This is a genomic window from Methylobacterium sp. NMS14P, assembly GCF_028583545.1.
Taxonomy (GTDB): Bacteria; Pseudomonadota; Alphaproteobacteria; order Rhizobiales; family Beijerinckiaceae; genus Methylobacterium.
The window spans coordinates 209,391-235,235 of the sequence record NZ_CP087106.1 but is presented as its reverse complement, the minus strand read 5'-3'; the positions used below and the strand labels follow the sequence as shown (position 1 = coordinate 235,235).

Genomic DNA, 25,845 nt, shown 5'->3' with positions numbered 1-25,845 from the left:
CGCGACGAGATATAACCTGGTACAAGGATTCACAGTTTTCGGCGACCACTACTCGGCCGCGCGGGTCAGCGCGTTGGCTTCCAGGTGGCGCGAGCGACCAGTACGGGGATCCCGCAGCGACCCCGCCCGGTCCGGTCGCGACCCGGTCGCGACCTCCGGCCTCGCGCGGTCCGGCGCGGTTGAAGCGCCCCGCCTCGGCCGAGTACCCTGGCCGTCATCCGAGACCGGATTCGAGCGCGGGGCGGGTTCTGGACGATGCCGGACATGTCGGATGCCGAGGCGATGCCCGTGCTCGTCCTGCAGGGCGGCGGGGCCCTGGGATCCTATCAGGCCGGCGTCCACGAGGGTCTCTGCGCCTGCGGTCTCGCGCCGGACTGGGTGGCGGGCATCAGCATCGGCGCGATCAACGCCGCGCTCATCGCCGGCAACCCGGTCGAGCGGCGGGCCGAGCGGCTGCGTTCCTTCTGGAACCTGGTGTCGTCCGGCCTGCAGGGCGTCCCGCTTTTTCCCGGCGATCAGGCGCGGGCCTGGTTCAACGAGGCCAGCGCCACCCTGGTGGCGGGGTTCGGCGTGCCCGGCTTCTTCACGCCGCGGTGGCCGCCGGCCCCGTTCTATCCGCCGGGGGCGCCGGAAGCGCTCAGCCTGTACGACAGCGGCGCGCTCAGAGGCACGCTGGAGCGGCTCGTCGACTTCGACCGCATCAACGTCGGCGCCGTGCGCCTGAGCGTGGGTGCGGTCAACGTACGCACCGGCAATTTCGCGTATTTCGACAACACGCGGGACCGGATCGGCCCCGAGCACATCATGGCGTCGGGCGCGCTCCCGCCGGGCTTTCCACCCGTCGAGATCGACGGCGAGCATTACTGGGACGGCGGCCTCGTCTCGAACACGCCGCTGGAATACGTCCTGGACCAGGAGCGGACGCGCGACCTCCGGATCGTCCAGGTCGACCTGTTCCCGGCGCGGGGTCCGATGCCGCGGAGCCTGTCCGAGGCGGCCGAGCGGGAGAAGGACATCCGCTACTCCAGCCGCACCCGGCTGAACACGGACGCCGCCGTCCGGACCCGGAAGGCGAAGACGGCCTTCCGACGCCTGGTCGAGAGGCTGCCGCCCGAATTGCGGGATGATCCGGACGTCGCCTTCCTGTCCGACATCAGCCGCGACACCGCCGTGACGATCATGCAGGTGATCTATCGGCGCAAGAACTACGAGGGCAACGCGAAGGATTACGAGTTCTCCCGCCGGACCATGCTGGATCACTGGGCCGCCGGCCTCGGTGACATCCGCCGGGCGTTCCGGCATCGCGGCTGGCTCGACCAAGCCCGCGACGCCGACGGCATCACCGTCTTCGATCTGACGCGGGACGCCCGCGACTAAGCCCTCCGAATTGCAGGAGACCAGCGACCATGACACGCGACGAGATCCTCCGCGCGCCCTCGATGCCGGCTTTCAGTCCGAGCTACCCGCGCGGCCCCTACCGGTTCGTCCGGCGCGAGTACCTGATCATCACCTACGAGACCGATCCGGAGGCCCTGCGCGCGGCGCTGCCGGAACCGCTCGAACCCGCACCCGGCAACCTCGCCTTCTATGAGTGGATGAAGATGCCGGACTCCTCCGGCTTCGGCGATTACGAGGAGAGCGGCTCGGCCATCGTGGCGACCTACAAGGGGCAGCCGTGCAATTTCTCGGTGCAGATGTATCTCGACGACGAGCCGCCGATCACCGCCGGGCGCGAGATCTGGGGGTTTCCGAAGAAGTACGGGATCCCGCGGCTCTCCGTGAAGAAGGACACGCTGACCGGGACGCTGCACTACGACGACGAGCGCGTCGCCATGGGCACGATGACCTACAAGCACCGCAGCCTGGAGGACAGCCTCGACGCGGTGCGCGAGGGGATCGGTCACCTCAACGTCAACCTGAAGCTCATTCCCGACGTCGACGGCACACCGAAGGTGGCGCAGCTCGTCGGCTACCGCCTCCGCGACGTGGTCGTGCACGGTGCCTGGGAAGGCGATGCCCGGCTGCACCTCATCCCGCACGTCAACTGCCGCGTCGCGGACCTTCCGGTGCGCCGGATCGTGCGCGGCCGGCACCAGATCGTCGATTTCACGCTCCCCTACGGCGAGGTGCTGCACGACTATCTGGCCTGATCGCCGTCACTCCGGCGGGTCCGCCGCGCGTTCGGCACGGGCTCGTAGGCGTCGGCGCAGGCCGTGTCGAACAGCCTGCAGGAGGGCCGCGCGTCGCCCGGTTCGGCCACCCGGTTCGGGCAAGGTGCGGCGCCCTCGCCGGCCTTCAGGACGGCTGCCGCATCGTCCCCGGAGGTCGGGTCGCGCCCCGGATCCCGACAGCCAAGCTTTCCGAGCAGGCGAATGCGGAGTGAGGCACATGGTCCGGATCTCCCGCTTCCCGGCAAGCTTCACCGCCCCGATGATGCGGACCGGTAGCCGCGACTGGATCGCATCTCCGACGTGAGCCCGCGCCGGACATGAAAAAGCCGACCGGTTGCCCGGTCGGCGAAGTCTTATGGGTCTGAAGCTTTGGATCAGACCGGCCCGGCCCTGGTACCCGGACCAGCCACTCTGAAACCGTAGCATCCGCTCGCTCGGCGGCGAAGCATGCCGCCGAAGAGCTGGCTCTGTTGTAGATGATTCTACGATTGTCGCAAGCAAAATATCATCCAGCTGTAGAATAATTTCAAATATACGCCATTATTTGTTATAATCATCAAATATTATCTACCAGATTATATGCATCGCTCAAGATCAGATGATGCATCCGCGAAGCGGCTTCGGATCGGTTCAGAAATATCGCCACATGCGGAACCGGAATCGGGCGGCATCCTGCGAATTGCCGTAGCGCGGAGCGTTCGTGGAGGTGTCCGGCGAGACGCCGATGTTGAGCGCCGTGCGGATGTATTCGCCCTCGACGCCGATATCCAGGTCCTTCACCGGGATTCAGATCAGGCTGGCGCCGCTAACCATCTGGTTGTTGCCCCGCTGGATGGGGCCAGTGAAGGCTAGGGCGTCGGACGTGCCGGCACCCGCCGGGGCGACGCCCGGCAGACCCAGCGCGTCGCTGCCGAGGATGGCCGATCGCCAAGCGGGCGACCCGTAGTGGAGGGTGAAGTCCGGCAAGCGGCTCTTCTGCGTGACTCGACAAAGGCGACGGTGTCGGGACCGACGACGATCGGCGCCAGCCAGGTCGGCGGGATCAACGGGTCGAAGGCGTGGCTGTAGCCGGCGAGACGGTCGCGAGCCGTGAAGGCACCGACGGCCGAGCCCGTGCCGGAGATGGGGAAACGCCGGTGGCGCGGGTCCACCATCGGGGCGTTCAGCGTGATGGCGTCTCCGAGGATTCCCGAGCCGGGGAGCAGGGTCGTGCTGAACCTATCGGAGCCGGCCGTCCCGCCGATCAGCTCGAAGTCGTGCGGCCTTGAGCGAGGGAAGGCCACCGCGTGCGGGTCCGGTACCGCGCGGACACCGAGCTCCGATGGCCCGGTCCGCCGATGATCCGCGCGGGCCGACTCCTCCCGTGAGCGCTGCTGTGGTGCGGCACTGACGCAGACCCGCCTAAATGGCGCGGACGATCGCGGCCGTTAAGCACGTTCGTCAAGAGTTCAAGATTGCAAAGCTCGGCTATATCCGGGTGGCGGCATCATGATTTACAAAGTTCTAACGTAGCGCGTCCAATTTGCGGCGACGGTGCGGAGGATCGAATGTCGGAACCGCTGACCCTCTCGCCGCACCCGCCGGGCGGATCCGACGCGGCCTCCGGTCGGCGCAGCACGCCCGCAGTGCAAGTCGACCGGCATCCCCGCTCCGACGTGGGGACAATCGTCATCCACTGGATCGTCGCCATCGCCATGGTGGCGAGCCTGCTCACCGGCCTGCGCATCTCGGCCGACGCGCCCGTGGCGCGCACCGCGAAGTTCCTGGCGCCGATGCTCCCGCAGGGAGAGGTCTGGACCGTCCACTTCGTGGCCGGCCTGACCCTGTTCTTCGGCATCACGGCCTATCCCGTCTACCTCGTGCGCGGGCGTCTCACGGACCGCAACGGCCTGTCGCGGCTTCGCGCCGTTCGCGTCAGCGGCCGGTCGAAGGCGGCCCGGAAGGCCCGGTGGGGCGGCATCAACGTGGCGCTGCACTGGCTGATCTACGCGGTCACGCTCGTCCTGACGGGGACCGGAGTCGCGCTCTATCTCGGCTACGGCGGCTGGGTGGTCTGGCTGCACGCCACCTGTGCGCTGGTGGCCCTGGCCTACATCGCGGTCCATACCGTCGCGCACTTCATGTACGGCGGGCTGTGGCAGTTGCTGCGGCTGTTCCGCCCCGCGGCCCTGGCGGACGGCGCGGCGCGGCGGCGCCGGCCGCTCCTGGCGGCGGCCGTGATCGGCCTCCCCGTCGTCGGCGGCCTGGCCTTCGCGGACGTGAAGGGCCGCTCCACGCTGGTGGTCGACAAGGTGTCGGCCGGACCCGACCTGTCCAAGCTCCTCGACGACCCGGTCTGGCGGAATGCGCGGCCGGTCTCGGTGCGGACGATGCAGGGCGCCAATTTCGGCGGGACCGGTGAGACCACCGTCGAGATCCGCGCCGTCCGCGACGACGCCAACGTGTACTTCGCCTTCCGCTGGTGGGACCCGTCGCGCTCGCTGAAGCGCGTCCCGATGATCAAGAAGGCGGACGGCTGGCACCTCCTCGACGCGGACGCCGCGCGCGCGGACGTCACCGCCTACTACGAGGACAAGCTGGCGGTGATCTTCTCGCGATCCGACGCCTTCGGCAGCGGCGGGTCGACCCATCTGGGCGCCCGGCCTCTGCCCGATGCCCCCACCCCGCTCAACGGCCGCGGCTACCACTACACCACGGACGGCAGCTACATCGACATGTGGCAGTGGAAAGCGGCCCGGGGCGGCATGCTCGGCGTCGTCGAGGACATGCATATCGGCCCGCCCACCGAGCCGACCGCCGCCGAGCGGGCCGTGAAGGGCCGCTACCAGGCCGGCTACTGGGGCGATCCCGGCACCAGCGCGTACCGCTACAATTTCAAGTTCGAGGGTCCCGGCGGCTACGCGGGCGCGGTCGAGCCGCTGCGGCTTCCGAAGGACTGGCAGGCGACCGTGGCCAGGCTCGGCACCGTGGATCTGGCCTTCGATGCCAGCACCTCGCCGGGCTCGGCGTGGTGGATGGTCGAGAAGACCGAGACGGTGCCCTATTCGGCGGCCGCGGACGCGGAGATCCCGGTCGGGACCGTGATGCCGGGCGTGCTCATGACCGACGGTTATACGGGGGATCGCGCCGGGATCTCGGCGGCGGCCGACTGGGCCGACGACCACTGGACGCTGGTCGCCTCGCGCAAGATCGCGACCGGCAGCAAGTACGACTTCGATTTCCTGCCCGGGAACACCTTCTACCTGTACGTCTCGGCCTTCGACCACACGCAGACGCGCCACACGCGGCACATGCGGCCGGTCGAAGTCCTGCTGCGCTGAGGCGGGAGCGCGCCATGGCCGAACGCGTCACCCTCGTCATCAACGGACAGCGCGTCAGCGCCAGCGCCGGACAGACCCTGCTCGACGCGGGCCTGGCGGCCGGGCGGGCGATCCCGCACGACTGCGCCTCCGGTCAGTGCGACACCTGCCGCGTCCGGATCCATGCGGGCGCGGTGGACGACGCGGGGACGCGCATCGGCGAGACCGTGCAGGCCTGCCGGGCGCGGCTGACCACCGACGCGGTCATCGAGTTCGACGAGGTTCCGGAGACCGTCCGGCGGGCCGGCATCGTGGACAGCGTCGTCGATCTCACCGCCGAGATCGTCGAGGTGACAGTCGCGCTGCGCAAACGGCTGACCTACCTCCCGGGCCAGTATGTCCGGGTCTCCTTCGCCGGGCTGCCGGCGCGGGACTACAGCCCGACCCTGCGCGCGGACGGATCGGGTGAACTGAACGAGCTGATCTTCCAGATCCGCCGCCAGCCCGACGGCGCGGTCTCGCCGCTGCTCGGCGGCAAGATCGGACCGGGAACGGCGGTGAAGGTCGAAGGCCCGTTCGGGACCGCCTTCCACCGGCTCGGACGCGGTCGCCTCGTCGTCGTCTCGTCCGGCGTCGGCTGGGCGCCCGCCTGGGCGGTCGCCCGCGCGAGCCGGATGCGCGAGCCGGAGCGCGACCTGCTCGTCGTGGCCGGCGCACGGCACCCGCAGAACCTCTACATGCGTCCGGCGCTCGACTGGCTGCGCGCGCGGGGGGCGACGACGATCCTGACCTGCAGCGGCGGCAACCCGCCTCCGGATGCCCGGGTCGGGCGGCCGACCCTCCACATGCCGATGCTGACGCGGGACGACACCGTCCTCGCGGCCGGCGCCCCGGAGATGGTCGCGGCGGTCCAGTTCCTGGCCGCGGCCACCGGTGCGACCTGCCACGCCGATCCCTTCTACGCGGCCGCGCGCGGCGCGGACGGGAACCCGCCGTCCGACACGAATTTCTTCCAGCGCTTCCTGCAGCGCGTGGCGGGACATCGGACCGCTAAAACGGAGCCTGTCGCCTAGCAGATCGTCAACCAAACCTTCTATGTACGGTATCCGGTGACCTCGGGTTAAGCACTTGAGGCGCATTCTCCGGTCATGGCACCGTTATTCGCGAATCTTGGGCGCGTCGCTGCGGGCGGAATCATCCTCCTCGCCCAGTCGGCCGGCGTCCGCGCGGACGACCTGTCGATCGTCGGCACGGGTGACGGGATCGAGATGCTCCAGGCGGTGGCGGCCGCCTACAACGCCGAGGGCGCGGTAGCCCGCGTGTCGGTCCCGCCCAGTATCGGCTCCGGCGGCGCCGTCGCGGCCGTGGGCGGCGAGCGCCAGCGGCTCGGACGCGTGGCCCGCCCGCTCACCGAGGCCGAGAAGGGCCAGGGTCTCGTGGAGGTGCCGCTCGCCCGCATCCCCTCGGCGATCTTCGTCCACCAGGGCGTGGGCGTCACGAACCTGACGAGCGCGCAGGTGGCGGCCATCTTCGCGGGCACGACCGACAATTGGAGCGCCCTCGGAGGACCCGACCTCAAGATCCGCGTCGTCCGCCGCGAGGAGACGGACAGCACGCTGTCGGTGCTGCGGGCGACCATGCCGGGCTGGCGCGACCTCGTGCTGACCAGTCGCTCGAAAACCGCGACCACGACCCAGGACGCGATCGCCACGGTGCGGGAGACGCCCGGCGCGATCGGCTTCGGTCCGTACTCGCCGGCGCTCGCGGGCGATCTGGCGGTCCTGACGATCGACGGACGGGCGCCGCGCGATCCGGCCTATCCGAGCGCCGTGACCCTCGCGCTGATCTACAAGACCGCCACGCGCGACGCCGCGGCGTCGGCGTTCCTCGCCTTCGCGACGTCCGAGCGCGCCGGGCAGGTCATGGCGGAGCGGGGCGGTGCCCCGCTCAGGCCGTGACCGGCACCGTCTTCTCGCGTTCCCTGCGCGCGCGCCTCGTCGGCGCCACGCTCTCCACGGCCGCGGTCGCGCTGGCGGCACTGGTCTTCCTGGTGGTCCTGCGCTCCGGCCAGACGCTCCGCGAGCAGGCGCAGGAGGTCTCGACCTGGTCCGAGGCCCAGCTCTCCGACCGCCTGCTCAGTGACGCCAAGCTCGCCGCCGCCCGGCTCCAGATGCAGCGCGAGGACGTCGAGCGGCGCTTCGCCACCATGGCGAAGCGGTGGGACGTCGCCAAGGCGGTCTTCTCCGGCAACACGGTGGCGGCCTCGGAGCTGCTCCGGCCGGCTCTGGCGCTCGCCGATCTCGACGGCGCCATCGCGTTCGATCTCAATCTCCGCGCCCTGACCGCGGACCGCGTCGACGCGGACCTCCTCGCTGCCAACGCGGCGTTCGGGACGTCACCCGTCGCGGCGTCCCTGCGTGCCGTGCTCGCCCGCAACGACCGGGAGCACGCGGACGGATTCGTGATGTCGCTGCGCTGGGACGACGCGCTCGCGCGGGCGCTTGCCGCCAACGAGAGCGGCACGGTCGCCGACATCTTCGGCGAGCCGCTCTTCGACGATTTCGGCGAGGTAATCGGCGGCCTCGTCGGGTACCGGGTCCTCCGCCCGCACGAGCCGACCCTGACGGCCTTCGCGTCGCTCAGCGGACGCGACGTCCTCATCCTCTCCGGACAGAGCCTCCTCTCCTCGGCGGGCTCGGCAGTCTCGAACGCCCGGCTCGGTCCCGCGTCGGGTGCCGAGCTACACGCCGTCCTCGGGGCCGAGAAGGTGGCGCGCTGCATCCCGCAGCCGCCCGATATCCGCCTCTGCGTCGCGGCGCCGCTGCGGGAGCTGCAGCAGCTCACCGGCAAGGTCGTGGGTATTGGCGAGGAGAGTTCGCGCTCGCTCCTGCGGACGCTCAGTGTCGGCGCGGGTCTCACCCTGTGCCTGGTCGCCGTGGTCCTGCTCTTCCTGTCGAGCCGGATCACCCGACCGCTGGTGCGCATCACCCAGACGGTGTCCGAGGTCGCGCGCGGCAACTGGCACGTCAGCGTGCCCGATATCGACCGCGCCGACGAGGTCGGCGATATCGCGCGCGCCGTCGTGGTGCTCGAGCACTCTCTCTCGGAGCGCGACCAGCTGCGCGACGACGTGTTCCGGCAGAACACGATCCTGACGGAGCGCGAGCGGCAACTGCAGGAGCAGAACGAGCGGTTCGACGCGGCCCTGAACAACATGTCCCAGGGCCTGTGCATGTTCGGCGTCAACGGCCGGCTCAAGGTCTACAATGCCCAATTCTGCCGGATCTACGGGATCGCTCCGGGTGCTCTCGATACCGAACCGGCGCAGACCGAGGTGCGCCGGCTCGCCGGTCTCGCGGACTGGTCGGACGCGGAGAGCGGGCCGAGCCGCCGGACCCTGACCCGGACGCTCGCCGACGGCCGCTGCGTCGAGATCACCGTCGAGCCGATGGCCGATGGCGGCTGGGTGGAGACGCACGAGGACGTCACCGCGAGCGTCACCGCGCAGGCGCGGATCGCGCATCTCGCGACCCACGACGCGCTGACCGGCCTGTCGAACCGCGCGCTGCTGGCCGATCGCCTGGCGGCCGCCTTCGCGGACCATGCGGGCGGCGGCCGGGCGGTGACGGTGATCTGCCTCGACCTCGACGACTTCAAGGGCATCAACGACACGCTCGGGCATCCGGCCGGCGACGAGCTCCTCCGGCAGGTTGGCCGTCGCCTCACCGGGCTGTGCCCGCCCGGCGGCACGGTGGCGCGCCTCGGCGGCGACGAGTTCGCGATGGTCCTCCTCGAGGCGGATCTGCCGGACGGGGTCCTCGCCCTGGCCGAGCAGATCCTGGTCCAGCTCAGGCGGCCGTTCTTCCTCGCCGGTCAGTTCGTGTCCGTCGACGGTAGCCTCGGCATCGCCGTCTCCGGCGCGGAGGACGTCGACGGCGACGATCTGCTGCGTCGCGCCGACGTCGCCCTCTACGCCGCGAAGGCCGACGGCGGTCGGCGCGTCCGCGTCTTCGAGCAGGAGATGGAGGAGCGCCAGAACCAGCGGCGGTGGCTGGAACGCGAGCTGCGGCTGGCGATCGGCACCGCGCAGATCGAGCTGCACTATCAACCGCTGTTCGATCTGGCGACGAACGCGGTGACGAGCTTCGAGGCACTGGCCCGGTGGCATCACCCGGAGCGCGGGATGATCTCGCCCGGCGAGTTCATCCCAGTCGCCGAGGCGACCGGGCTGATCGACGCCCTCGGCGCCTACGTGCTCGACCGGGCCTGCGCCGATGCCATGACGTGGCCCGGCTCCCTGCGGGTCGCCGTCAACATCTCGCCGATCCAGTTCCGCGAAGGCAATCTCGACCGGTTCGTCGAGGAGGTCCTGCTCAAGACCCGGCTGCCGAGCCATCGGCTCGAGCTGGAGATCACCGAGTCGGTGATCCTGAGCCAGGATCAGGCGAGTTTCGAGATGCTGAGCCGCCTGCGCCGCCTCGGCGTGCGGTTCTCCATGGACGATTTCGGGACCGGCTACTCGTCCCTCAGCTCGCTGAACACGTTCCGCTTCGACAAGATCAAGCTGGACCAGTCCTTCGTCCGGAATCTCCTGGAGAAGGACGAGGCCGCGGCCATCGTCCACGTCGTCGCCGAACTCGGCCGGAGCCTCAAGATCACCACGACGGCCGAGGGTGTTGAGACAGCGGAGCAGCTGGCCCGGCTGCGGGCGAGCGGCTTCTCGGAGGTCCAGGGCTACCTGCTGAGCAGGCCGATCCCGGCCGCCGGCGTGGCGGCCTTCATCAACGCGCAGGAGTGTCTGCACGTCGCGGCCTGACGGGGCGCCGCGATGGCTCCCCCGGGCCGGCGCGGAGGATCATGCTCAGCCGGTCACGCGCTCCACGCGCGTGAGCAGGCACCCCGGCCGGGCCGTGTGGATGTTGACGAAGCGGCTGCGGGGATCGCCGAGGGCGCGGCGGAGCGGACCCTCGGCCTCGCTCCCGGAACAGACCTGTCCGAGATCGTAGAGACAGAGATGGTCCGCGTCGTACGCGCGGACCGAGACGAGCGCGTTCGCGCGGACGATCGGTGCGAGCACGTCGACCGTCTCGGCGCGCGGGCAGTCTCGCGCGTGCAGGAAGATCGGGCTCGGGGTCCAGTAGATCCCGCGCGGTTCAGGCAGGTCGTAGGATCCGAGCAGCATGGTCTCGCCGGGCCGGCCGAGCTGCAGGCAGTGGCGGCACGGATAGCCGCCCTCCGCCGTCGCGGCGACCCGCCGGACCGGGTTGCCCCGGTCGTCCAGGCCGGTGGCACGGAAGCGATCGGCGGTCTCCGTCGGGATCGGAACGCATCGATAACGGGTCATGGGGCACCTCCGGGACGGGCACTAAGCCCCGCCCCGGCGCGCCGCATCCCGCATCTTGCTGCGCTATCCGGAACGCTCCGCGCCCGCCGCGGTCGTCTCACGCCGTGGTCGCGTCGCCGGCCGCGAGGGCGTGGCAGTACACGTCGACCGCGCCCTTGCCCTTGAGCGTCACCGCGCCGATCGGCCGGACGTCGCGCGGGTCCGACAGGCGCGCGAAGGCCTCGCGCGACAGGTGCAGCGCGCATCCGTCACCGAGGCCGGCGAGCCTCGCGGCGACGTTCACGGTGTCGCCCCACAGGTCGAAGGTGAACTTCGTCCGCCCGACGATGCCGCCGACCACCGGCCCGATGTGAATGCCGCCCCGGATCCGCCAGCCCGGCTCGCCATCGGCCGCGATCGCCACCATATCGGCGGCGCAGCGGATGGCGGCGGAGACCGGGTCGTCGTGGGGGCGGAGCAGGTTGGCCGTGGCCATGAAGGCGTCGCCGATCGTCTTGATGTTCTCCAGGCCCCGCGCCTGCGCGACCACCTCGAAGGCTTCCGCCAGGCGCTGGATCTCCGCGACGACGACGTCCGGGCTCTGGTCGTGGCACCACGTCGTGAAGCCGACGAGGTCGATGAACAGAACCGCGACGTCGCCGAACAGTCGCGGCTTGACCTGTCCGGTCTCCATCAGCTCAGCCACCGCCGAGACCGGCAGGATGGCGTGGAGCAGTTCGTCGGCGCGCTTGCGCTCGCGCTCGATGGTCCGCAGGTGCGCGACCTCGCGGTCGTGGGCCCGCTTCCGCTCCAGGCAGGACCGGATGCGCGCCTCCAGGATCACCGGCTCGAAGGGCTTCGGCAGGTAGTCGAAGGCGCCGAGCTCGATGCACCGGACGATGCTGCCGATCTCCATCAGGGCGGAGATCATCACGACGGGCGTGTGGCGCCACGCCTCGTGGGCCTTCATCCGCTCCAGCACGGCGTAGCCGTCCAGGGCCGGCATCATCACGTCGAGGAGGACGAGGTCGAACGGCTCCTCGCCCAGCCGGTCGAGGGCCGCCCGCCCATTCGCCGCCCGCACGCTGGCGTGGCCGAGGAGCTCCAGCTCCTGCTCCAGCAGGTCGAGGTTGAAGGGCTCATCGTCGACGATGAGGATGCGGGCTGGCTCCACGGGGCTCCCTTCCTGGGGTGAGGCGGCGGCGCTCAACCGAGCCAGTGCTGCAGCTTGGCGAAGAGCAGGTCCTCGTCGACGGGCTTGGTCATGAAGTCGTCGCAACCGGCGGCCCGGGCCCGATCCTCGTCGCCGGTCATCGCGTTGGCGGTGATCGCCATCACCGGGATGGCGGCGGTGGTCGCGTTGGCCTTGATGCGGCGCGTCGCCTCCCAGCCGTCGACGAGCGGCAGCGACAGGTCCATGAGGATGAGGTCGGGCCGTTGGGCGATCGCCATGTCCACGCCGGCGGCCCCGTCGACGGCGATCAGGATCTCGTACTCGTCCTCCAGCAGCTGGGTCAGCAGATCGCGGTTGAGCGCGACGTCCTCGACGATGAGTATCCTCTTCATGGAGCGATCCCGGACGGTGCGGGCCGCCGCGAACGTGTCGTCTCGGACCTCATCGGCCACCGTCGGCCGTCTCCGGCTCCAGAACCGGCAGCACGCGGCGAACCTCGCGGACCAGGGCGGCGCGGTCGAGTCCGCTCTTGTCGATCAGTCCGAGCACCCGCTCGCGCAGCATGCCGCGCTCGGCCGAATCCAGCGACGCGGCGGTCAGGACCACGACGGGGATCGACCGGGCGGAGGGATCCGCCTGCATCGCGTCCAGGAAGGCGAGGCCGTCCATCCGCGGCATGAGCAGGTCGAGGAGGATCACGCTCGGGCGAGCCTGCGCGATGCGTTCCAGGCCCGCCGCCCCGTCGGCCACCCAGTCGACGGTGCAGCGCTCCGAGTCCAGCAGCTGGCGCACGAGGTCGGGCACGTTGGGATCGTCGTCGATCACGAGGACGCGCTCGTTGTCGGGGGCGATCCGCGCGAGGGCCCCGATCAGGGCCTCCCGCTCGAAAGGCTTCACGATGTAGTCGGTCGCGCCGAGCCGGAAGCCGAGCTCCTTCTGGTCGACGATGGAGATCAGCACGACCGGGATGTCCCGGGTCAGCGGATCGGTCTTCAGCGCGTGCAGCACCTGCCAGCCGTCGGTGCCGGGCATCATGATGTCGAGGGTGATCGCCCGCGGCTGCAGCTCCCGCGCCTTGATCAGCCCCTCCTGGCCGCTCGCCGCGCCGACGACCGTGTAACCGGCATCGGCGAGATTCTCCTTGAGCAGGTAGACGACGTTGGGATCGTCGTCGATCGCCAGCACGACCTTGGCGCCCGAGCGCGGCGCGGTGACGGCGGCGGGCACCGGCTTCGGGGGCGGCGACACCTCGGCGCCGCCGGCGATCCGCGGCGGGATGGTGAGGGTGAAGGTCGAGCCCTCGCCCTCGCGGCTCTCGACGTCGATCCGGCCGCCGAGCAGGCGGGCGAGGCGGTGGCTGATCGCCAGCCCGAGCCCGGTGCCGCTGTGGGACCGGGTCGCGCTGTTGTCGACCTGATGGAACTCCTCGAAGATCGCGCTCAGGGCGCCCGCCGGGATCCCGATACCGGTGTCCATCACGGCGAATTCGACGCCCTCGCCGACGGAGCGGACGCGGAGCGTGACCGATCCGACCTCGGTGAACTTGATGGCGTTGCTGAGCAGGTTGATCAGGATCTGGCGCAGCTTCTCCTCGTCGGTGCGGAGCATCGGGGGCGGGTCCCGAACGTCGCGGACGAGCCGCACGCCCTCGTTCTTGACGAGGGGCTCGACGGTGCGCAGGCACAGGTCGAGGACCGGCTCCAGGGTGAAGTCGGAGGACTTCACCTCCATGCGCCCGGCCTCGACCTTGGCGAGGTCGAGGATGCTGTTGATCAGCGAGAGCAGGTGCTCGGAACTCGCCAGGATCTTCTCGAGATTCTCGAACTGCTTGACCGGCAGGACATCCTTCGCCCGCCGCATCACGAGCCGGGTGAAGCCGATGATCGCGTTGAGCGGCGTCCGCAACTCGTGGCTCATGTTGGCGAGGAAGCTGCTCTTGGCGCGGCTCGCCTCCTCGGCGGCTTCCTTCGCCTGACGCAGGCTCTCCTCGGCCTGCTTGCGCTCGATCACGCGGCCGAGCTGCGCGCCGATGTTGCTCATCACCCGGAGCAGCGAGGCGTCCGGCGGCGCGGCCTCCCGGGCGAAGAACTCCAGCACCGCGACGACGTCGCGCCCGACCGTCACCGGGAAGCCGAATCCTGCCCGGATCCCATCCTCCGCCGCCGCCTGCGCCCGCGGGTCCGCGGCGAGGGAGGGGTCGCCGACGCTCCATTCCGGCGCGCCCGAGACGAGTACGCGGCCGGCGAGGCCCGACCCCGCGCCCACCCGCACGGCGGCTGTCGCCGCCCGGAACCGCGTGAAATCCGCGCCGGCGTCGCAGTGCCAGATGCCGGTCGGGAGCAGCGTCCGGGTGCCATCCCGGACCAGGATATGGGCGTGACCCAGGGGCCAGCCGGCGTGCTGCGCGACGCGCTCGAGGCAGAAGCGCAGGGCATCCTCCACCGTCGGCGCCTCGTTGGCGGCCGCGGCGGCGGCCTGAAGCAGCTCGACGAAGGCGGTCTGCTTCTGCAGCGCGAGCTCCGCCTCCTTGCGCTCGGTGATGTCGCTCCACGACTCGACCACCTCGACGGGCTGGCCGCTCGAATCCCGCAGGAGGCGCTGCTCGTCCCGGACCCAGCGATAGGTGCCGTTCGCGTGCAGGAACCGGTACTCGATGACGTTGTGCCCGTCGGCGAGCAGGTGCGGGAACTCAGCGAGCACGCGGTCCCGGTCGTCGGGATGAAGCCGCTCCAGCCAGAATTCCGGACCGGCCAGGTAATCGCCCGGCTCGTAGCCGAGGAGATCGCGCACGTTCTCGCTGATGAAGGTCGGCGCGTTGCGGCCGCCCACCTCGAAGCTGCAGATCATCGACGGGGAGGCGGTGAGCAGGTAGGTCAGCCGTCCCTGCGTCGCCTGGAGCGCCTGCTCGGCACGCTTGATCTCGGTCACGTCGGTGTAGACGGCGACGACGCCGCCGTCGTTGGTCTTGCGCTCGTTGACCTGGACCCAGCGGCCGTCGACGCGCTGCTGGAGAAGCGGCCCGCTCGGCGCGCGGTAGTGGGCGATGCGCTCCGCGAGCCAGGCCTCGACGGTCATGCCGTCCGGGCGAACGACGCAGGTCTCGGCGACGGCGCGGGCGATGGCCTCGAAGGCCACGCCCGGCACGATGATCGCCGACAGGCCGGGGTGAAAATCCTGGAAGTGGCCGTTGCACAGGACGAGGCGATCGTCCGGATCGAACAGCGCGAAGCCCTCGGAGCTGCTCTCGATGGCCTCGACGAGCTTCTGCTTGGCGACCCCAGCCTCATCCAGCGGACCGGCGCTCCGGACCGGGCCGGCAGCGGGAGCCTGACCTGTCTCGCTGGGTGATCCGGCCGGCGCGTGGGACATACCTCGGACCACTCCGACACCGATGCGCCATGGCGTGACGCCCTGCCCTGCGGGGCCTGAACTGCGCGACGCCCGCGGGTGCGCAATTCATTATTCGGCACCGTCGCATGGTCTATTTTGCGGATCAAGCTGTACGGGAATTGCTGTCCCGCCCCAGTCACGGGTTTGCCGCCCGTTGCCTATCTATCGGCTTCTCGCTGGCAATCCCGTCCGGAACGCATCGGTGCCATGTCTCGGCGCGACGTGGCGGCACGCCGAGAAGGTGTATCTTCCGTGAAAACGGAGGAAACGATGGCCTACAAGATCACTTTTCGCCGCGGGAAACGCGAGAGCTTTACCAAACTGTGGCCCTGCGATCTCGAGGCGGCGACGGCCTACGCGCTCGCGCAGCTCCCCGTGCAGCAGCGCGAGAACGGGGCGACCTCGGTCAGCGTGGTCTGCGAGCGCACCGGCGAGGTCGTGTTCAATTCGACCGAGCAACCCGAAGTCGCGACGGTCTAGAACCGCGCCCGGCCGCGTCGCGGCCGGGTCCGACATCCGGCGTCCCGTCCCCGGGCGGGACGCTCCCGGAGGGACTGCGTCATGCCGTCAGACCCGACCCGAGCGCCCGAGCCCGTCCCCGCGTCGCTGGGACCCGCCGATCCGGAGTTCGGCGCCTACAGCTCGCCGCCCTGCTTCCTGCACGAGCTCGATCCGAACTTCCTGGGGCTGCCGGACGCGCCGGCCCGCGATCCTGATGACATTCCTATGCCGGACGCCCCGCACGCGTCTTGGTCCCTCACGGCCGATGCGGACGTGGTCGCGCCATCGGGCACCAGCCCGGATGGAGCCTCCGCATGCCAATCGTCCGCCACATCCTCGCCGAGTGCAGGGCCGACCGCGTCTTCGCGCTGATGGTCGTCGCGCTCGGCGGGTGGTCCGCCGTGTCCCTGGCGCTGCTCGCGCTGAACGTCTTCGAACCCCTGCAGGTCCGGTGAGCGCCGGAGCCTCGCCCGCGGGTCGCCGCGCCGCTCCGTCGTCGGCCGGGAGCGCGCCGCCTCCGTACCTCATCGAGCCGCTGGAGGGCCGCTGCCGCGTCTGCGGCCTCGGCTACGGCGGGATCCTCGGCCGCGAGGCGGGCGTGATCCGGCTGGACCGCGCCCGATGGCGCGCCCTCTGCCCGGGCGCGGCGTGGCTGACCGTCCCGGCGGCCTGCGCGGGTCTGCGCGCCAGCTTCGGCGGTCGCACCCGATCCTAACGCGACCCTTATAAGTTCCGGCCCGGTCCTCGCTCGAACCCTAACGCGGTTCCCGGCGACACTGCCGGTCGGCCGAGCCCGGTCGCGGAGCCTCCGCGGCCGGTCCGCCGAACCGGACCTGACCATCATGCTCGACATCGTCTTCCTCGCGAGTGGGCTCGCCTTCTTCACCGCGGCGGCCGGCTACGCGACCGCCTGCGATCGGCTCTGAGAGAGGCCGCCGTGACCCTCGACCTCGCCCTCGGCGCCTGCGTGACCGCCGGCCTCCTCGTCTATCTCACCTACGCCCTCGTCCGCCCCGAGCGGTTCTGAGCGGCCCGCAGGATCGCCCCCATGACCCTCAACGGCTGGATCCAGATCGCGCTCTACTGCGCGATCGTTCTGGCGCTCGTGAAGCCCCTCGGGTCGTACATGACCCGCGTCTTCACCGGAGAGCGCACCCTCCTCTCGCCCGTGCTCGGACCGATCGAGCGCGGGCTCTACCGCGTGTCCGGCATCGATGACCGCCAGGAGCAGCACTGGCTGGCCTATACGGGCGCGGTCATCCTGTTCCACGTGCTGGGCTTCGCGGTGCTCTACGCGATTTTGCGGCTGCAGGCGGTGCTGCCGCTCAATCCGGCCGACCAGGCCGCGGTGGCGCCGGACCTCGCGTTCAACACGTCGACCAGTTTCATCACCAACACGAACTGGCAGTCCTACGGCGGCGAGACCACGCTCTCGTACCTCTCCCAGATGCTGGGCCTGACGCACCAGAACTTCCTGTCGGCGGCGACCGGCATCGCGGTGGCGGTGGCGCTGATCCGCGGGTTCGCCCGCGCGTCCTCCGGCACGATCGGCTCGTTCTGGGTCGATGTGACCCGGGCCACCCTCTACGTGCTCCTGCCGATCTGCGTGCCCTACACGCTGTTCCTCGTCTGGCAGGGCATGCCGCAGACGCTCGGCGCCTACGCCGATGCCACGACACTGGAGGGCGCCCACCAGACCATCGCGCTCGGACCGGTGGCGAGCCAGGTGGCGATCAAGATGCTCGGCACCAACGGCGGCGGCTTCTTCAACGCCAACGCCGCGCACCCGTTCGAGAATCCGACCGCCCTGTCGAATCTCGTCCAGATGGTCTCGATCTTCGCAATCGGTGCCGCCCTCACCAACGTCTTCGGCCGCATGGTCGGCGACGAGCGGCAGGGCTGGGCGATCCTCGGCGCCATGGGGATCCTGTTCCTCGCGGGCGTCCTCGTGACCTACTGGGCCGAGGCCCACGGCGGCTCGGTCCTGAGCAGCTTCGGGCTGACCGGCGGCAACATGGAGGGCAAGGAAACCCGCTTCGGCATCGCAGCCTCGGCGCTGTTCGCGGTGATCACCACCGCGGCCTCCTGCGGCGCCGTCAACGCCATGCACGACTCGTTCACGGCGCTCGGCGGCCTGATCCCCCTGCTCAACATGCAGCTCGGCGAGGTCATCATCGGCGGCGTCGGCGCCGGACTCTACGGCATGCTGATCTTCGTGATCGTGGCGATCTTCGTGGCTGGCCTGATGGTCGGCCGCACTCCCGAATACCTCGGCAAGAAGATCGAGGCGAAGGAGGTGAAGATGGCCATGCTCGGCATCCTCTGCCTGCCGCTGATGATGCTGGGCTTCACGGCGCTCGCGACCGTGCTGCCGGCGGGCCTCGCCGGCCCGGCCAATGCCGGCCCGCACGGCTTCACCGAGATCCTCTACGCCTACACGTCGGCGGCGGCCAACAACGGCTCGGCCTTCGGCGGGCTGACGGCCAACACGCTGTTCTACAACAGCACGCTCGCCGTCGGCATGCTGGTCGGCCGGTTCTTCGTGAAGATCCCGGTGCTCGCCATCGCGGGCTCGCTCGCCGCGAAGAAGACGGTCCCGGCCTCCGCGGGCACGTTCCCGACCCATGGCGGCCTGTTCGTCGGGCTCCTCGTCGGCGTGATCCTGATCATCGGCGGCCTGACCTTCTTCCCCTCGCTGGCGCTGGGCCCTGTGGTCGAGCACCTCGCGGGCGCGGCCGGCCAGACCTTCGCGACGGGGGGCTGAGATGCCGCGCGCCCTCCCCGCCCGGCGCGTCGCGCGCCACCACCTCGTGCTGCACCGGCAGCCGCATCGCCCCGGCCGCGCCGGAGCCCCGCCCCCGCGGACGTCGGACCTCGTGCTGGCGCTCCTCGGCGTCGTCCTGCTCGGCGGCTTCGCCCTGCTGGCCGCCTACGCGCTGACCCTCGGCGTCGGGGGCTGAGCCTCCGCGACCGTCGTCGCGAGCGCGGCGAGGCGACCCAAGGGCCGCTCGACGCCTCCGAACGATGCGCCGCCCTGGATCGCTTCGCTCGCAAAGACGGCAGCCTCTCTTCCATCTCTCCTCCGGACATCTCCCATGTCGCGTCAGACATCATCCCTGTTCAGCGCCGCCCTGATCGGGCTGGCCCTCGTCGGCTCCGTCAGGAAGCTCGATCCCCGCGCCATGATCCGCAACCCGGTCATGTTCGTGGTCGAGGTCGTGGCGGCGCTCACGACGATCCTGTTCGCCCGCGACCTGGTCACCGGCGGAAGCGACCTCGCCTTCTCCGGCCAGATCATCCTCTGGCTGTGGTTCACCCTGATCTTCGCCAACTTCGCCGAGGCCCTCGCGGAGGGGCGCGGCAAGGCCCAGGCCGACAGCCTGCGGCGCACCCGCACCGAGATGACGGCGAAGCGCCTCATGGGACCGGGCCGCGCCTACGAGACGGTGCCGGGCACCACCCTCAAGGTCGGCGACGTCGTCCTGGTCGAGGCCGGCGACCTCATCCCCTCCGACGGCGAGGTGATCGAGGGCGTGGCCTCGGTGAACGAGGCCGCCATCACGGGCGAGTCCGCCCCGGTGATCCGCGAATCCGGCGGCGACCGCTCGGCGGTGACCGGCGGCACGCAGGTCCTGTCGGACGCCATCAAGGTCCGCATCACGGCCGCGGCCGGCTCGACCTTCGTCGACCGGATGATCGCGCTGGTGGAGGGCGCCTCGCGGCAGAAGACGCCGAACGAGATCGCTCTGAACATCCTGCTCGCCGGCCTCACTATCGTGTTCGTCTTCGCGGTGGCGTCGATCCCGAGCTTCGCGAGCTACGCGGGCGGCGCGATTCCCGTGATCGTCCTCGTCGCCCTCTTCGTGACCCTGATCCCCACGACGATCGGCGCGCTGCTCTCGGCGATCGGCATCGCCGGCATGGACCGGCTGGTCCGCTTCAACGTGCTCGCCATGTCGGGCCGCGCCGTGGAGGCCGCGGGCGACGTCGACACCCTGCTCCTCGACAAGACCGGCACGATCACCCTCGGCAACCGGCAGGCCACCGAGTTCCGCCCGGTCTCAGGCGTGAGCGCGCAGGAGCTCGCCGACGCGGCGCAGCTCGCCTCGCTGGCGGACGAGACGCCGGAGGGTCGTTCCATCGTCGTCCTGGCCAAGGAGAAATACGGCATCCGTGCCCGCGACATGGCCGCGCTGAGCGCCACCTTCGTGCCGTTCACCGCGCAGTCGCGGATGTCGGGCGTCGACCTGGAGAGCGCCTCGATCCGCAAGGGCGCGGTCGACGCCGTCATCGCGTCCCTGTCCGGCCAGCCCGTGGCGAGCCGGGGCTCGAGCGCCGCGCTGGCCTTCCAGCCGGCTCCGGAGACGGGCGCCGTCAGGGAGACCCGCGCCATCGCGGAGGAGATCGCCAAGGCCGGCGGCACGCCGCTCGCCGTGGCCCGGGACGGCCGACTGCTCGGCGTCGTCTACCTCAAGGACATCGTGAAGGGCGGCATCCGCGAGCGCTTCGCCGAGCTTCGCCAGATGGGCATCCGCACGGTGATGATCACCGGCGACAACCCGATGACCGCGGCGGCGATCGCCGCTGAGGCCGGCGTCGACGACTTTCTCGCCCAGGCCACCCCGGAGGACAAGCTCGCGCTGATCCGCAAGGAGCAGGCGGACGGCAAGCTCGTCGCGATGTGCGGCGACGGCACGAACGACGCCCCCGCCCTCGCCCAGGCCGATGTCGGCGTCGCCATGAACACCGGCACGGTAGCGGCCCGCGAGGCCGGCAACATGGTCGATCTCGACAGCGACCCGACGAAGCTCATCGAGATCGTCGGCATCGGCAAGCAGCTGCTGATGACCCGCGGCGCGCTGACGACCTTCTCGATCGCCAACGACGTGGCGAAGTACTTCGCCATCATCCCGGCGATGTTCCTGGGCCTCTACCCGCAGCTCCAGGCGCTCAACATCATGGGCCTCACCTCGCCGCAGAGCGCGATCCTGTCGGCGATCATCTTCAACGCGCTGATCATCGTGGCGCTGATCCCGCTGGCCCTGCGCGGCGTCACTTACCGGGCCGTCGGCGCGGCCGCGCTCCTGCGCCGCAACCTCCTGATCTACGGGCTCGGCGGCGTCCTCGTGCCCTTCGTGGGCATCAAGGCCATCGACCTCGCCGTCAGCGCCCTCCACCTCGTCTGAACCGGTCCCTCGGAGACCCGCCATGCTTAAACAGCTTCGCCCCGCCCTGGTCCTGCTCACCGCCCTGACGGCGATCACCGGCCTCGCCTACCCCCTCGCGATGACCGGCCTCGCCGGCGCGATCTTCCCCGCCAAGGCCGCCGGCAGCCTGATCGCGCGCGACGGCACGGTCATCGGCTCCGGCCTGATCGGACAGAGCTTCACGGGTGCCGGCTACTTTCACGGCCGGCCCTCGGCGACGACGGCGCCGGACCCCGCGGACGCCGCGAAGACTGTGCCGGCGCCCTACAACGCGGCCAATTCCTCGGGCTCGAATCTCGGCCCGACCAGCGCGGCCTTGGCCGAGCGGGTGAAGGCCGACGTCGAGGCGCTGAAGGCCGAGAATCCGGGCGCGACGGTGCCCGTCGATCTCGTGACGACCAGCGGGTCCGGCCTCGATCCGGACATCTCGCCCGAGGCCGCCTACTTCCAGGTTCCCCGCGTCGCCAGGGCCCGCAACATCCCGCAGGACAAGCTGCGCGACTTGGTGACCGCCCGCATCGAGGGCCGCACCCTAGGCATCCTGGGTGAGCCGCGCGTCAACGTCCTGGCGCTGAACCTCGCGGTCGACGGGCTCGCAGGCCGCTGACGCGCGCCCGACAGCGACTCGGGATGAAACACCGTCGGGCCGGACCGATGTCGATCAGCCTGACGGACGCGGCGCGCTGCGGATCCCGCTTTGTCATCGCGAGCGGAGCGGAGCGATCCAGCCGCGCCACGCTCACCGGCGTCCCGCCGCCCTGGGTTGCTTCGCTCCGCTCGCGATGACGCGACGATCCCGCGATGTCCGCGGCGTTTTGCTAAGATGGCGATCATGCCCGAGACCGGCCGCGACCCGACCCGCCCCTCGCCCGACGCCCTGCTCGAAGCGGCGCGCCGGGAGGAGCGGACGCGCGGCCGGCTCAAGGTGTTCCTCGGGGCTGCCCCCGGCGTCGGCAAGACCTACGAGATGCTGACCATCGGGCGGGCCCGGCTGAAGGCGGGGACCGACGCCGTGGTCGGCGTGGTCGAGACCCACGGCCGGGCCGAGACCGAGGCCCTGCTCGACGGCTTCGAGACGATCCCCCGCCGGTCGGTGCCCTATCACGGCACCGTCCTCCAGGAGATGGACCTCGACGCGCTGCTCGACCGCCGGCCGGCCCTGGCGCTGGTCGACGAGCTCGCCCACACCAACGCCCCGGGCTCGCGCCACCCGAAGCGCTACCAGGACGTCGAGGAACTGCTCGACGCCGGCATCGACGTCCTGACGACGCTCAACATCCAGCACGTCGAGAGCCTCAACGACGTGGTCGCGTCGATCACCCGCATCCGGGTGCGCGAGACGGTGCCGGACGGCGTCCTCGACCGCGCCGACGATATCGAGGTGGTGGACCTCAACCCCGACGACCTGATCCAGCGCCTGAAGGACGGCAAGGTCTACGTCCCGACCCACGCCGAGCGCGCGCTCAAGCACTACTTCTCCCGCGGCAACCTGACGGCGCTCCGCGAGCTGGCGCTCCGGCGCACCGCCGACCGGGTCGACGACGAGCTGCTCGGGCACATGCGGGCCAACGCGATCGCCGGTCCCTGGGCGGCGGGCGAGCGTGTGCTGGTCTGCGTGAACGAGGATCCCCGCTCCGCCGGCCTCGTGCGCCACGCCAAACGGCTGGCCGACCGCCTGCACGCGCCCTGGACGGCGCTCTCCATTGAGGGCGCGCGGGCGGCGGCCCTGAGCGAGGTCGAGCGCGACCGCATCGCCGAGGCCCTGCGGCTCGCCGACCGCCTCGGCGGCGACGCCGTCACCCTGCCGGGCGGGCGCCGGATCGCCGACGACGTGCTCGACTACGCGCGCTCGGCCAATGTGAACCACATCGTCGTCGGCAAAGCGAACCGCTCGTGGCTGTTCGAGCTGATCAACGGCTCGGTGGTGTACGACCTCGTGCGGCGCAGCGGCGCCATCAGCGTGCACGTGGTCCCCGGCGAGGCCGTCCCCGACGAGACGCAGCCGCGCCGCGCCGTGGCGGTGACCGCCCCGCGCTCGGGGCTCGGTGCGCGGCCCTACGCGATCGCGCTGGCGGCGATCGCCGCGGGGCTCGGCGCGGCCATCGTCGCGGAGCCCTACGCGGGCGTCGAGAACGCCGACCTGTTCCTGTTAACCGCCGTCGTGGCGGTGGCGGTGCGCTGGGGGCTCGGGCCGGCGCTCGCCTCGGTCGTGGCGGCCTCGCTCGCCTACAACTTCTTCTTCCTGCCGCCGGTCTACACCCTCACCATCGCCGACCCGACCAACGTCGCGGCGTTCCTGCTCTTCACCCTGGTGGCCGTCCTGGTCTCGAACCTCGCCTCCCGGGCGCGCCGCGTGGCGGTGGTCAGCCAGGGCCGCGCGCGGGCGACCGAGCGGCTGTTCGGCTTCTCGCGGAAGCTCGCCGCCTGCGGCACCCTCGACGACGTGCTCTGGGCCACCTGCGCCCAGGTCGCCGCGATGCTGAAGGTGCGCGTCGTCCTGCTGCTGCCCGATGGCCAGGCCGTCACGGTCCGGGCCGGCTACCCGCCCGAGGACATGCTCGACGAGGCCGACCTCGCGGCCGCGCAGTGGGCCTTCGCCAACGACCGGCCCGCCGGCCGCGGGGCCGACACGCTGCCGGGCGCCAAGCGCCTGTTCCTGCCGATGCGGACCGGGCGCGGCACGATCGGGGTGATCGGCCTCGACGCGGACGGCACCGGGCCGATCCTGTCGCCGGAGGGCCGCCGCCTCCTCGACGCCCTGGCCGACATGGGGGCCCTCGCCATCGAGCGGGTCCGGCTCGTGGAGGATCTCGACCGGGCCGAGCGCGCGGCCGAGACCGACCGCTTGCGTCAGGCGCTGCTCACCTCGATCAGCCACGACCTGCGCACGCCGCTCGCCTCGGTCCTGGGCGCGGCCAGCACGCTGCGCGACCTCGAGGCGGCGCTGCCCGCCGACGCCAAGGCGGAATTGCTGGCCACGATCATCGAGGAATCGGAGAGGCTCAACCGCTTCATCGCCAACCTCCTCGACATGACCCGGCTGGAGGCCGGCGCGGTGGCGCCGAACCTGTCCGCGCAGGACGTGGCCGAGACGGTCGACACCGCGCTGCGCCGCACCCAGAAGATCCTCGCCGACCACCGCGTCGCCGTGGAGGTCGAGGCCGACCTGCCGGCCCTGGCGCTCGACCCGGTCCTGTTCGAGCAGGTTCTGGTCAACCTCCTCGACAACGCCGCCAAGTACGCGCCCGAGGGCTCGACCGTGACGGTCCGGGCGCGCCGCGCGGACGGCCGGGTCCGGATCGCCGTGCTGGACGAGGGCGACGGCCTGCCCGAGGCGGATGTCGAGCGGGTCTTCGACAAGTTCTACCGCGTCCGGAAGGGCGACCGGGTCCGGGCCGGCACCGGGCTGGGCCTCGCCATCTCCCGGGGCTTCGTCGAGGCGATGGGCGGCACCGTCACGGCCGAGAACCGCCGCGACCGCGGCGGGGCCTGCTTCACCGTCAGCCTGCCGGTTCCGGCCCGGAACGCGCCCAGGGACATCGCCGCATGAGCCCCACGGTCCTGGTCGTCGACGACGAGCCGCCGATCCGCAAGCTCCTGCGCATGGGCCTGGCCACCCAGGGCTACGCGATCCTGGAGGCATCCGATGCCCGGACCGCCCTGGCGCTGCTCGGCCGCGAGGGGGTCGATCTCGTGATCCTCGACCTCGGCCTGCCCGACATGCGCGGCCACGACCTGCTGCGGTCGGTTCGATCGAGCCATCCCGACCTCCCGGTCGTCGTCCTGTCGAGCCGCGACGACGAGGGCGGCAAGGTCGAGGCGCTCGATCTCGGCGCCAACGACTACGTGACCAAACCCTTCGGCATGGCGGAGCTGCTGGCGCGCCTGCGCGCCGCCATGCGCCACCAGCTCGCCGCGCGGGGCGAGCGGCCGATCTTCCGCGTCGACAACCTGTCCGTCGATCTGGTCCGTCGGATCGTCAAGATCGACGACGCCGAGGTGAAGCTGACGCCGCGCGAGTACGACTTCCTGCGCGTCCTGGTCCTGCATGTCGGCAAGGTGCTCACCCACGCGCAGCTGATGCGCTCGGTACCGTCCTCCTCCGATCCGCAATACCTGCGCGTCTACGTGCGCCAGCTCCGCCAGAAGCTGGAGGCGGATCCCGAGCGCCCGCGGATCTTGCTGACCGAGACCGGTGTCGGCTACCGCCTGCGCGCGCCCGACGACGAGCCGGCCCCGCCTCCCCGCGGCGCCGGCGGCGCGACCACCCACTGATCCCGAGGACGAGCCGATGTGTTCCAGCGCCCGCGATCCCGCGCGATGAGTGTGGATCGGATCCTCGGGCCCTCCGACGCGCTCATCGGCCTGCGCGCCGCCAGCAAGGGCGCGCTCCTCGATGAGCTGGCGCGCCGCGCCGCCGGTGCCGTCGGCCTCGCCGCGGAGACGATCCTCCCCGCGCTGATCCGGCGCGAGACCCTGGGCTCGACCGGGGTCGGCGACGGCATCGCCCTGCCGCACGCGCGGCTCGAGGCTGTCGCGCGCCCGTACGGCATCCTGGCCCGGCTCCGCGACCCGATCGATTTCGACGCGGTCGACGACCGGCCGGTGGACCTCGTCGTCCTGCTGCTGCTCCCGACCGCCGCCGAGGGCGAGACGCTGAACGCGCTGGCCTGCGTGGCGCGTCGCCTGCGCGACCCCGGGGCCGCCGCGGCGATGCGCGGCGCGCGGGACGCGGCGGCGCTCTACGCGGCCGCGACGGGCCGGTAAGGGCGCCGCGCGG

Annotated in this window: 23 protein-coding genes; 17 read left to right on the top strand and 6 right to left on the bottom strand. The window is 71.0% G+C overall.

Annotated features, from left to right (window positions below; translation table 11 throughout):
* Positions 1 to 264: 264 nt before the first annotated feature.
* Positions 265 to 1,377, top strand: a complete 1,113-nt coding sequence (locus LOK46_RS01130) for a patatin-like phospholipase family protein (protein WP_273562093.1) — start codon at positions 265 to 267, stop codon at positions 1,375 to 1,377.
* Between the two features lie 29 nt (positions 1,378 to 1,406).
* On the top strand, positions 1,407 to 2,150 hold the full coding sequence (locus LOK46_RS01125) for an acetoacetate decarboxylase (RefSeq protein ID WP_273562092.1): 744 nt from the start codon (positions 1,407 to 1,409) through the stop codon (positions 2,148 to 2,150).
* A 651-nt stretch (positions 2,151 to 2,801) separates the two neighbouring features.
* On the opposite strand, the gene LOK46_RS01120 is transcribed toward LOK46_RS01125, so the two are convergent.
* Both LOK46_RS01120 and LOK46_RS01115 read right to left on the bottom strand, forming a co-directional pair.
* Complete coding sequence (locus LOK46_RS01120; RefSeq protein ID WP_273562091.1) at positions 2,802 to 2,951, bottom strand: hypothetical protein; 150 nt, start codon at positions 2,949 to 2,951, stop codon at positions 2,802 to 2,804.
* Between the two features lie 6 nt (positions 2,952 to 2,957).
* Positions 2,958 to 3,137: a hypothetical protein gene (locus LOK46_RS01115; RefSeq protein WP_273562090.1), complete on the bottom strand. Its 180-nt coding sequence runs from the start codon at positions 3,135 to 3,137 to the stop codon at positions 2,958 to 2,960.
* A gap of 581 nt (positions 3,138 to 3,718) precedes the next feature.
* Between LOK46_RS01115 and LOK46_RS01110 the strand changes: the two genes are divergently transcribed.
* From LOK46_RS01110 to LOK46_RS01095, 4 genes are all read left to right on the top strand, one after another.
* Complete coding sequence (locus LOK46_RS01110) at positions 3,719 to 5,491, top strand: ethylbenzene dehydrogenase-related protein (RefSeq protein ID WP_273562089.1); 1,773 nt, start codon at positions 3,719 to 3,721, stop codon at positions 5,489 to 5,491.
* Positions 5,492 to 5,505: 14 nt separating this feature from the next.
* Positions 5,506 to 6,543 (top strand): 2Fe-2S iron-sulfur cluster-binding protein, encoded by a 1,038-nt coding sequence (locus tag LOK46_RS01105; RefSeq protein WP_273562088.1) that lies wholly within the window; start codon positions 5,506 to 5,508, stop codon positions 6,541 to 6,543.
* Positions 6,544 to 6,618: 75 nt separating this feature from the next.
* Positions 6,619 to 7,428, top strand: coding sequence for a PstS family phosphate ABC transporter substrate-binding protein (locus LOK46_RS01100; RefSeq protein ID WP_273562087.1), 810 nt, complete (start codon positions 6,619 to 6,621; stop codon positions 7,426 to 7,428).
* On the top strand, positions 7,425 to 10,286 hold the full coding sequence (locus LOK46_RS01095; protein ID WP_273562086.1) for a putative bifunctional diguanylate cyclase/phosphodiesterase: 2,862 nt from the start codon (positions 7,425 to 7,427) through the stop codon (positions 10,284 to 10,286). Before LOK46_RS01100 ends, LOK46_RS01095 begins: the two co-directional genes overlap by 4 nt.
* Before the next feature lie 45 nt (positions 10,287 to 10,331).
* On the opposite strand, the gene LOK46_RS01090 is transcribed toward LOK46_RS01095, so the two are convergent.
* The 4 genes from LOK46_RS01090 to LOK46_RS01075 all read right to left on the bottom strand — a co-directional run bounded on the left by LOK46_RS01090 (position 10,332) and on the right by LOK46_RS01075 (position 15,336).
* A complete protein-coding gene (locus LOK46_RS01090; RefSeq protein ID WP_273562085.1) occupies positions 10,332 to 10,814 on the bottom strand; it encodes a DUF1203 domain-containing protein in 483 nt (160 codons plus the stop codon).
* Positions 10,815 to 10,911: 97 nt separating this feature from the next.
* Positions 10,912 to 11,967: an adenylate/guanylate cyclase domain-containing protein gene (locus LOK46_RS01085; protein ID WP_273562084.1), complete on the bottom strand. Its 1,056-nt coding sequence runs from the start codon at positions 11,965 to 11,967 to the stop codon at positions 10,912 to 10,914.
* Positions 11,968 to 11,999: 32 nt separating this feature from the next.
* The gene (locus tag LOK46_RS01080; RefSeq protein ID WP_273562083.1) at positions 12,000 to 12,359 is read right to left on the bottom strand and encodes a response regulator; all 360 of its coding nucleotides are present in this window, start codon (positions 12,357 to 12,359) and stop codon (positions 12,000 to 12,002) included.
* Positions 12,360 to 12,408: 49 nt separating this feature from the next.
* The gene (locus LOK46_RS01075; RefSeq protein ID WP_273562082.1) at positions 12,409 to 15,336 is read right to left on the bottom strand and encodes a response regulator; all 2,928 of its coding nucleotides are present in this window, start codon (positions 15,334 to 15,336) and stop codon (positions 12,409 to 12,411) included.
* A gap of 291 nt (positions 15,337 to 15,627) precedes the next feature.
* Here LOK46_RS01075 and LOK46_RS01070 point away from each other — a divergent pair, with 291 nt between their 5' ends.
* From LOK46_RS01070 to LOK46_RS01020, 11 genes are all read left to right on the top strand, one after another.
* Positions 15,628 to 15,837, top strand: a complete 210-nt coding sequence (locus LOK46_RS01070) for a hypothetical protein (RefSeq protein ID WP_273562081.1) — start codon at positions 15,628 to 15,630, stop codon at positions 15,835 to 15,837.
* 335 nt (positions 15,838 to 16,172) lie between these two features.
* Positions 16,173 to 16,313 (top strand): hypothetical protein, encoded by a 141-nt coding sequence (locus tag LOK46_RS01065; RefSeq protein ID WP_273562080.1) that lies wholly within the window; start codon positions 16,173 to 16,175, stop codon positions 16,311 to 16,313.
* The gene (locus LOK46_RS01060) at positions 16,310 to 16,573 is read left to right on the top strand and encodes a hypothetical protein (RefSeq protein ID WP_273562079.1); all 264 of its coding nucleotides are present in this window, start codon (positions 16,310 to 16,312) and stop codon (positions 16,571 to 16,573) included. Before LOK46_RS01065 ends, LOK46_RS01060 begins: the two co-directional genes overlap by 4 nt.
* Positions 16,574 to 16,795: 222 nt before the next feature.
* Positions 16,796 to 16,885 (top strand): K(+)-transporting ATPase subunit F, encoded by a 90-nt coding sequence (locus tag LOK46_RS01055; protein ID WP_020091582.1) that lies wholly within the window; start codon positions 16,796 to 16,798, stop codon positions 16,883 to 16,885.
* A 21-nt stretch (positions 16,886 to 16,906) separates the two neighbouring features.
* Positions 16,907 to 18,622 carry a potassium-transporting ATPase subunit KdpA gene (gene kdpA, locus LOK46_RS01050; protein ID WP_273562078.1) on the top strand — a complete coding sequence of 572 codons (1,716 nt, stop codon included), beginning with the start codon at positions 16,907 to 16,909 and terminating at the stop codon, positions 18,620 to 18,622.
* A 1-nt stretch (position 18,623) separates the two neighbouring features.
* Positions 18,624 to 18,818, top strand: a complete 195-nt coding sequence (locus LOK46_RS01045; RefSeq protein ID WP_273562077.1) for a hypothetical protein — start codon at positions 18,624 to 18,626, stop codon at positions 18,816 to 18,818.
* 135 nt (positions 18,819 to 18,953) lie between these two features.
* Positions 18,954 to 21,044, top strand: coding sequence for a potassium-transporting ATPase subunit KdpB (gene kdpB, locus LOK46_RS01040; RefSeq protein WP_273562076.1), 2,091 nt, complete (start codon positions 18,954 to 18,956; stop codon positions 21,042 to 21,044).
* Positions 21,045 to 21,066: 22 nt separating this feature from the next.
* Positions 21,067 to 21,672: a K(+)-transporting ATPase subunit C gene (locus LOK46_RS01035; RefSeq protein ID WP_273562075.1), complete on the top strand. Its 606-nt coding sequence runs from the start codon at positions 21,067 to 21,069 to the stop codon at positions 21,670 to 21,672.
* Between the two features lie 225 nt (positions 21,673 to 21,897).
* Entirely contained in the window at positions 21,898 to 24,615 is a 2,718-nt protein-coding gene (locus LOK46_RS01030) for a sensor histidine kinase (protein WP_273562074.1), read from the top strand.
* Positions 24,612 to 25,340 carry a response regulator gene (locus LOK46_RS01025; RefSeq protein WP_273562073.1) on the top strand — a complete coding sequence of 243 codons (729 nt, stop codon included), beginning with the start codon at positions 24,612 to 24,614 and terminating at the stop codon, positions 25,338 to 25,340. The genes LOK46_RS01030 and LOK46_RS01025 overlap by 4 nt, the downstream gene beginning before the upstream one ends.
* 45 nt (positions 25,341 to 25,385) lie before the next feature.
* On the top strand, positions 25,386 to 25,832 hold the full coding sequence (locus tag LOK46_RS01020) for a PTS sugar transporter subunit IIA (RefSeq protein WP_273562072.1): 447 nt from the start codon (positions 25,386 to 25,388) through the stop codon (positions 25,830 to 25,832).
* Positions 25,833 to 25,845: the final 13 nt, after the last annotated feature.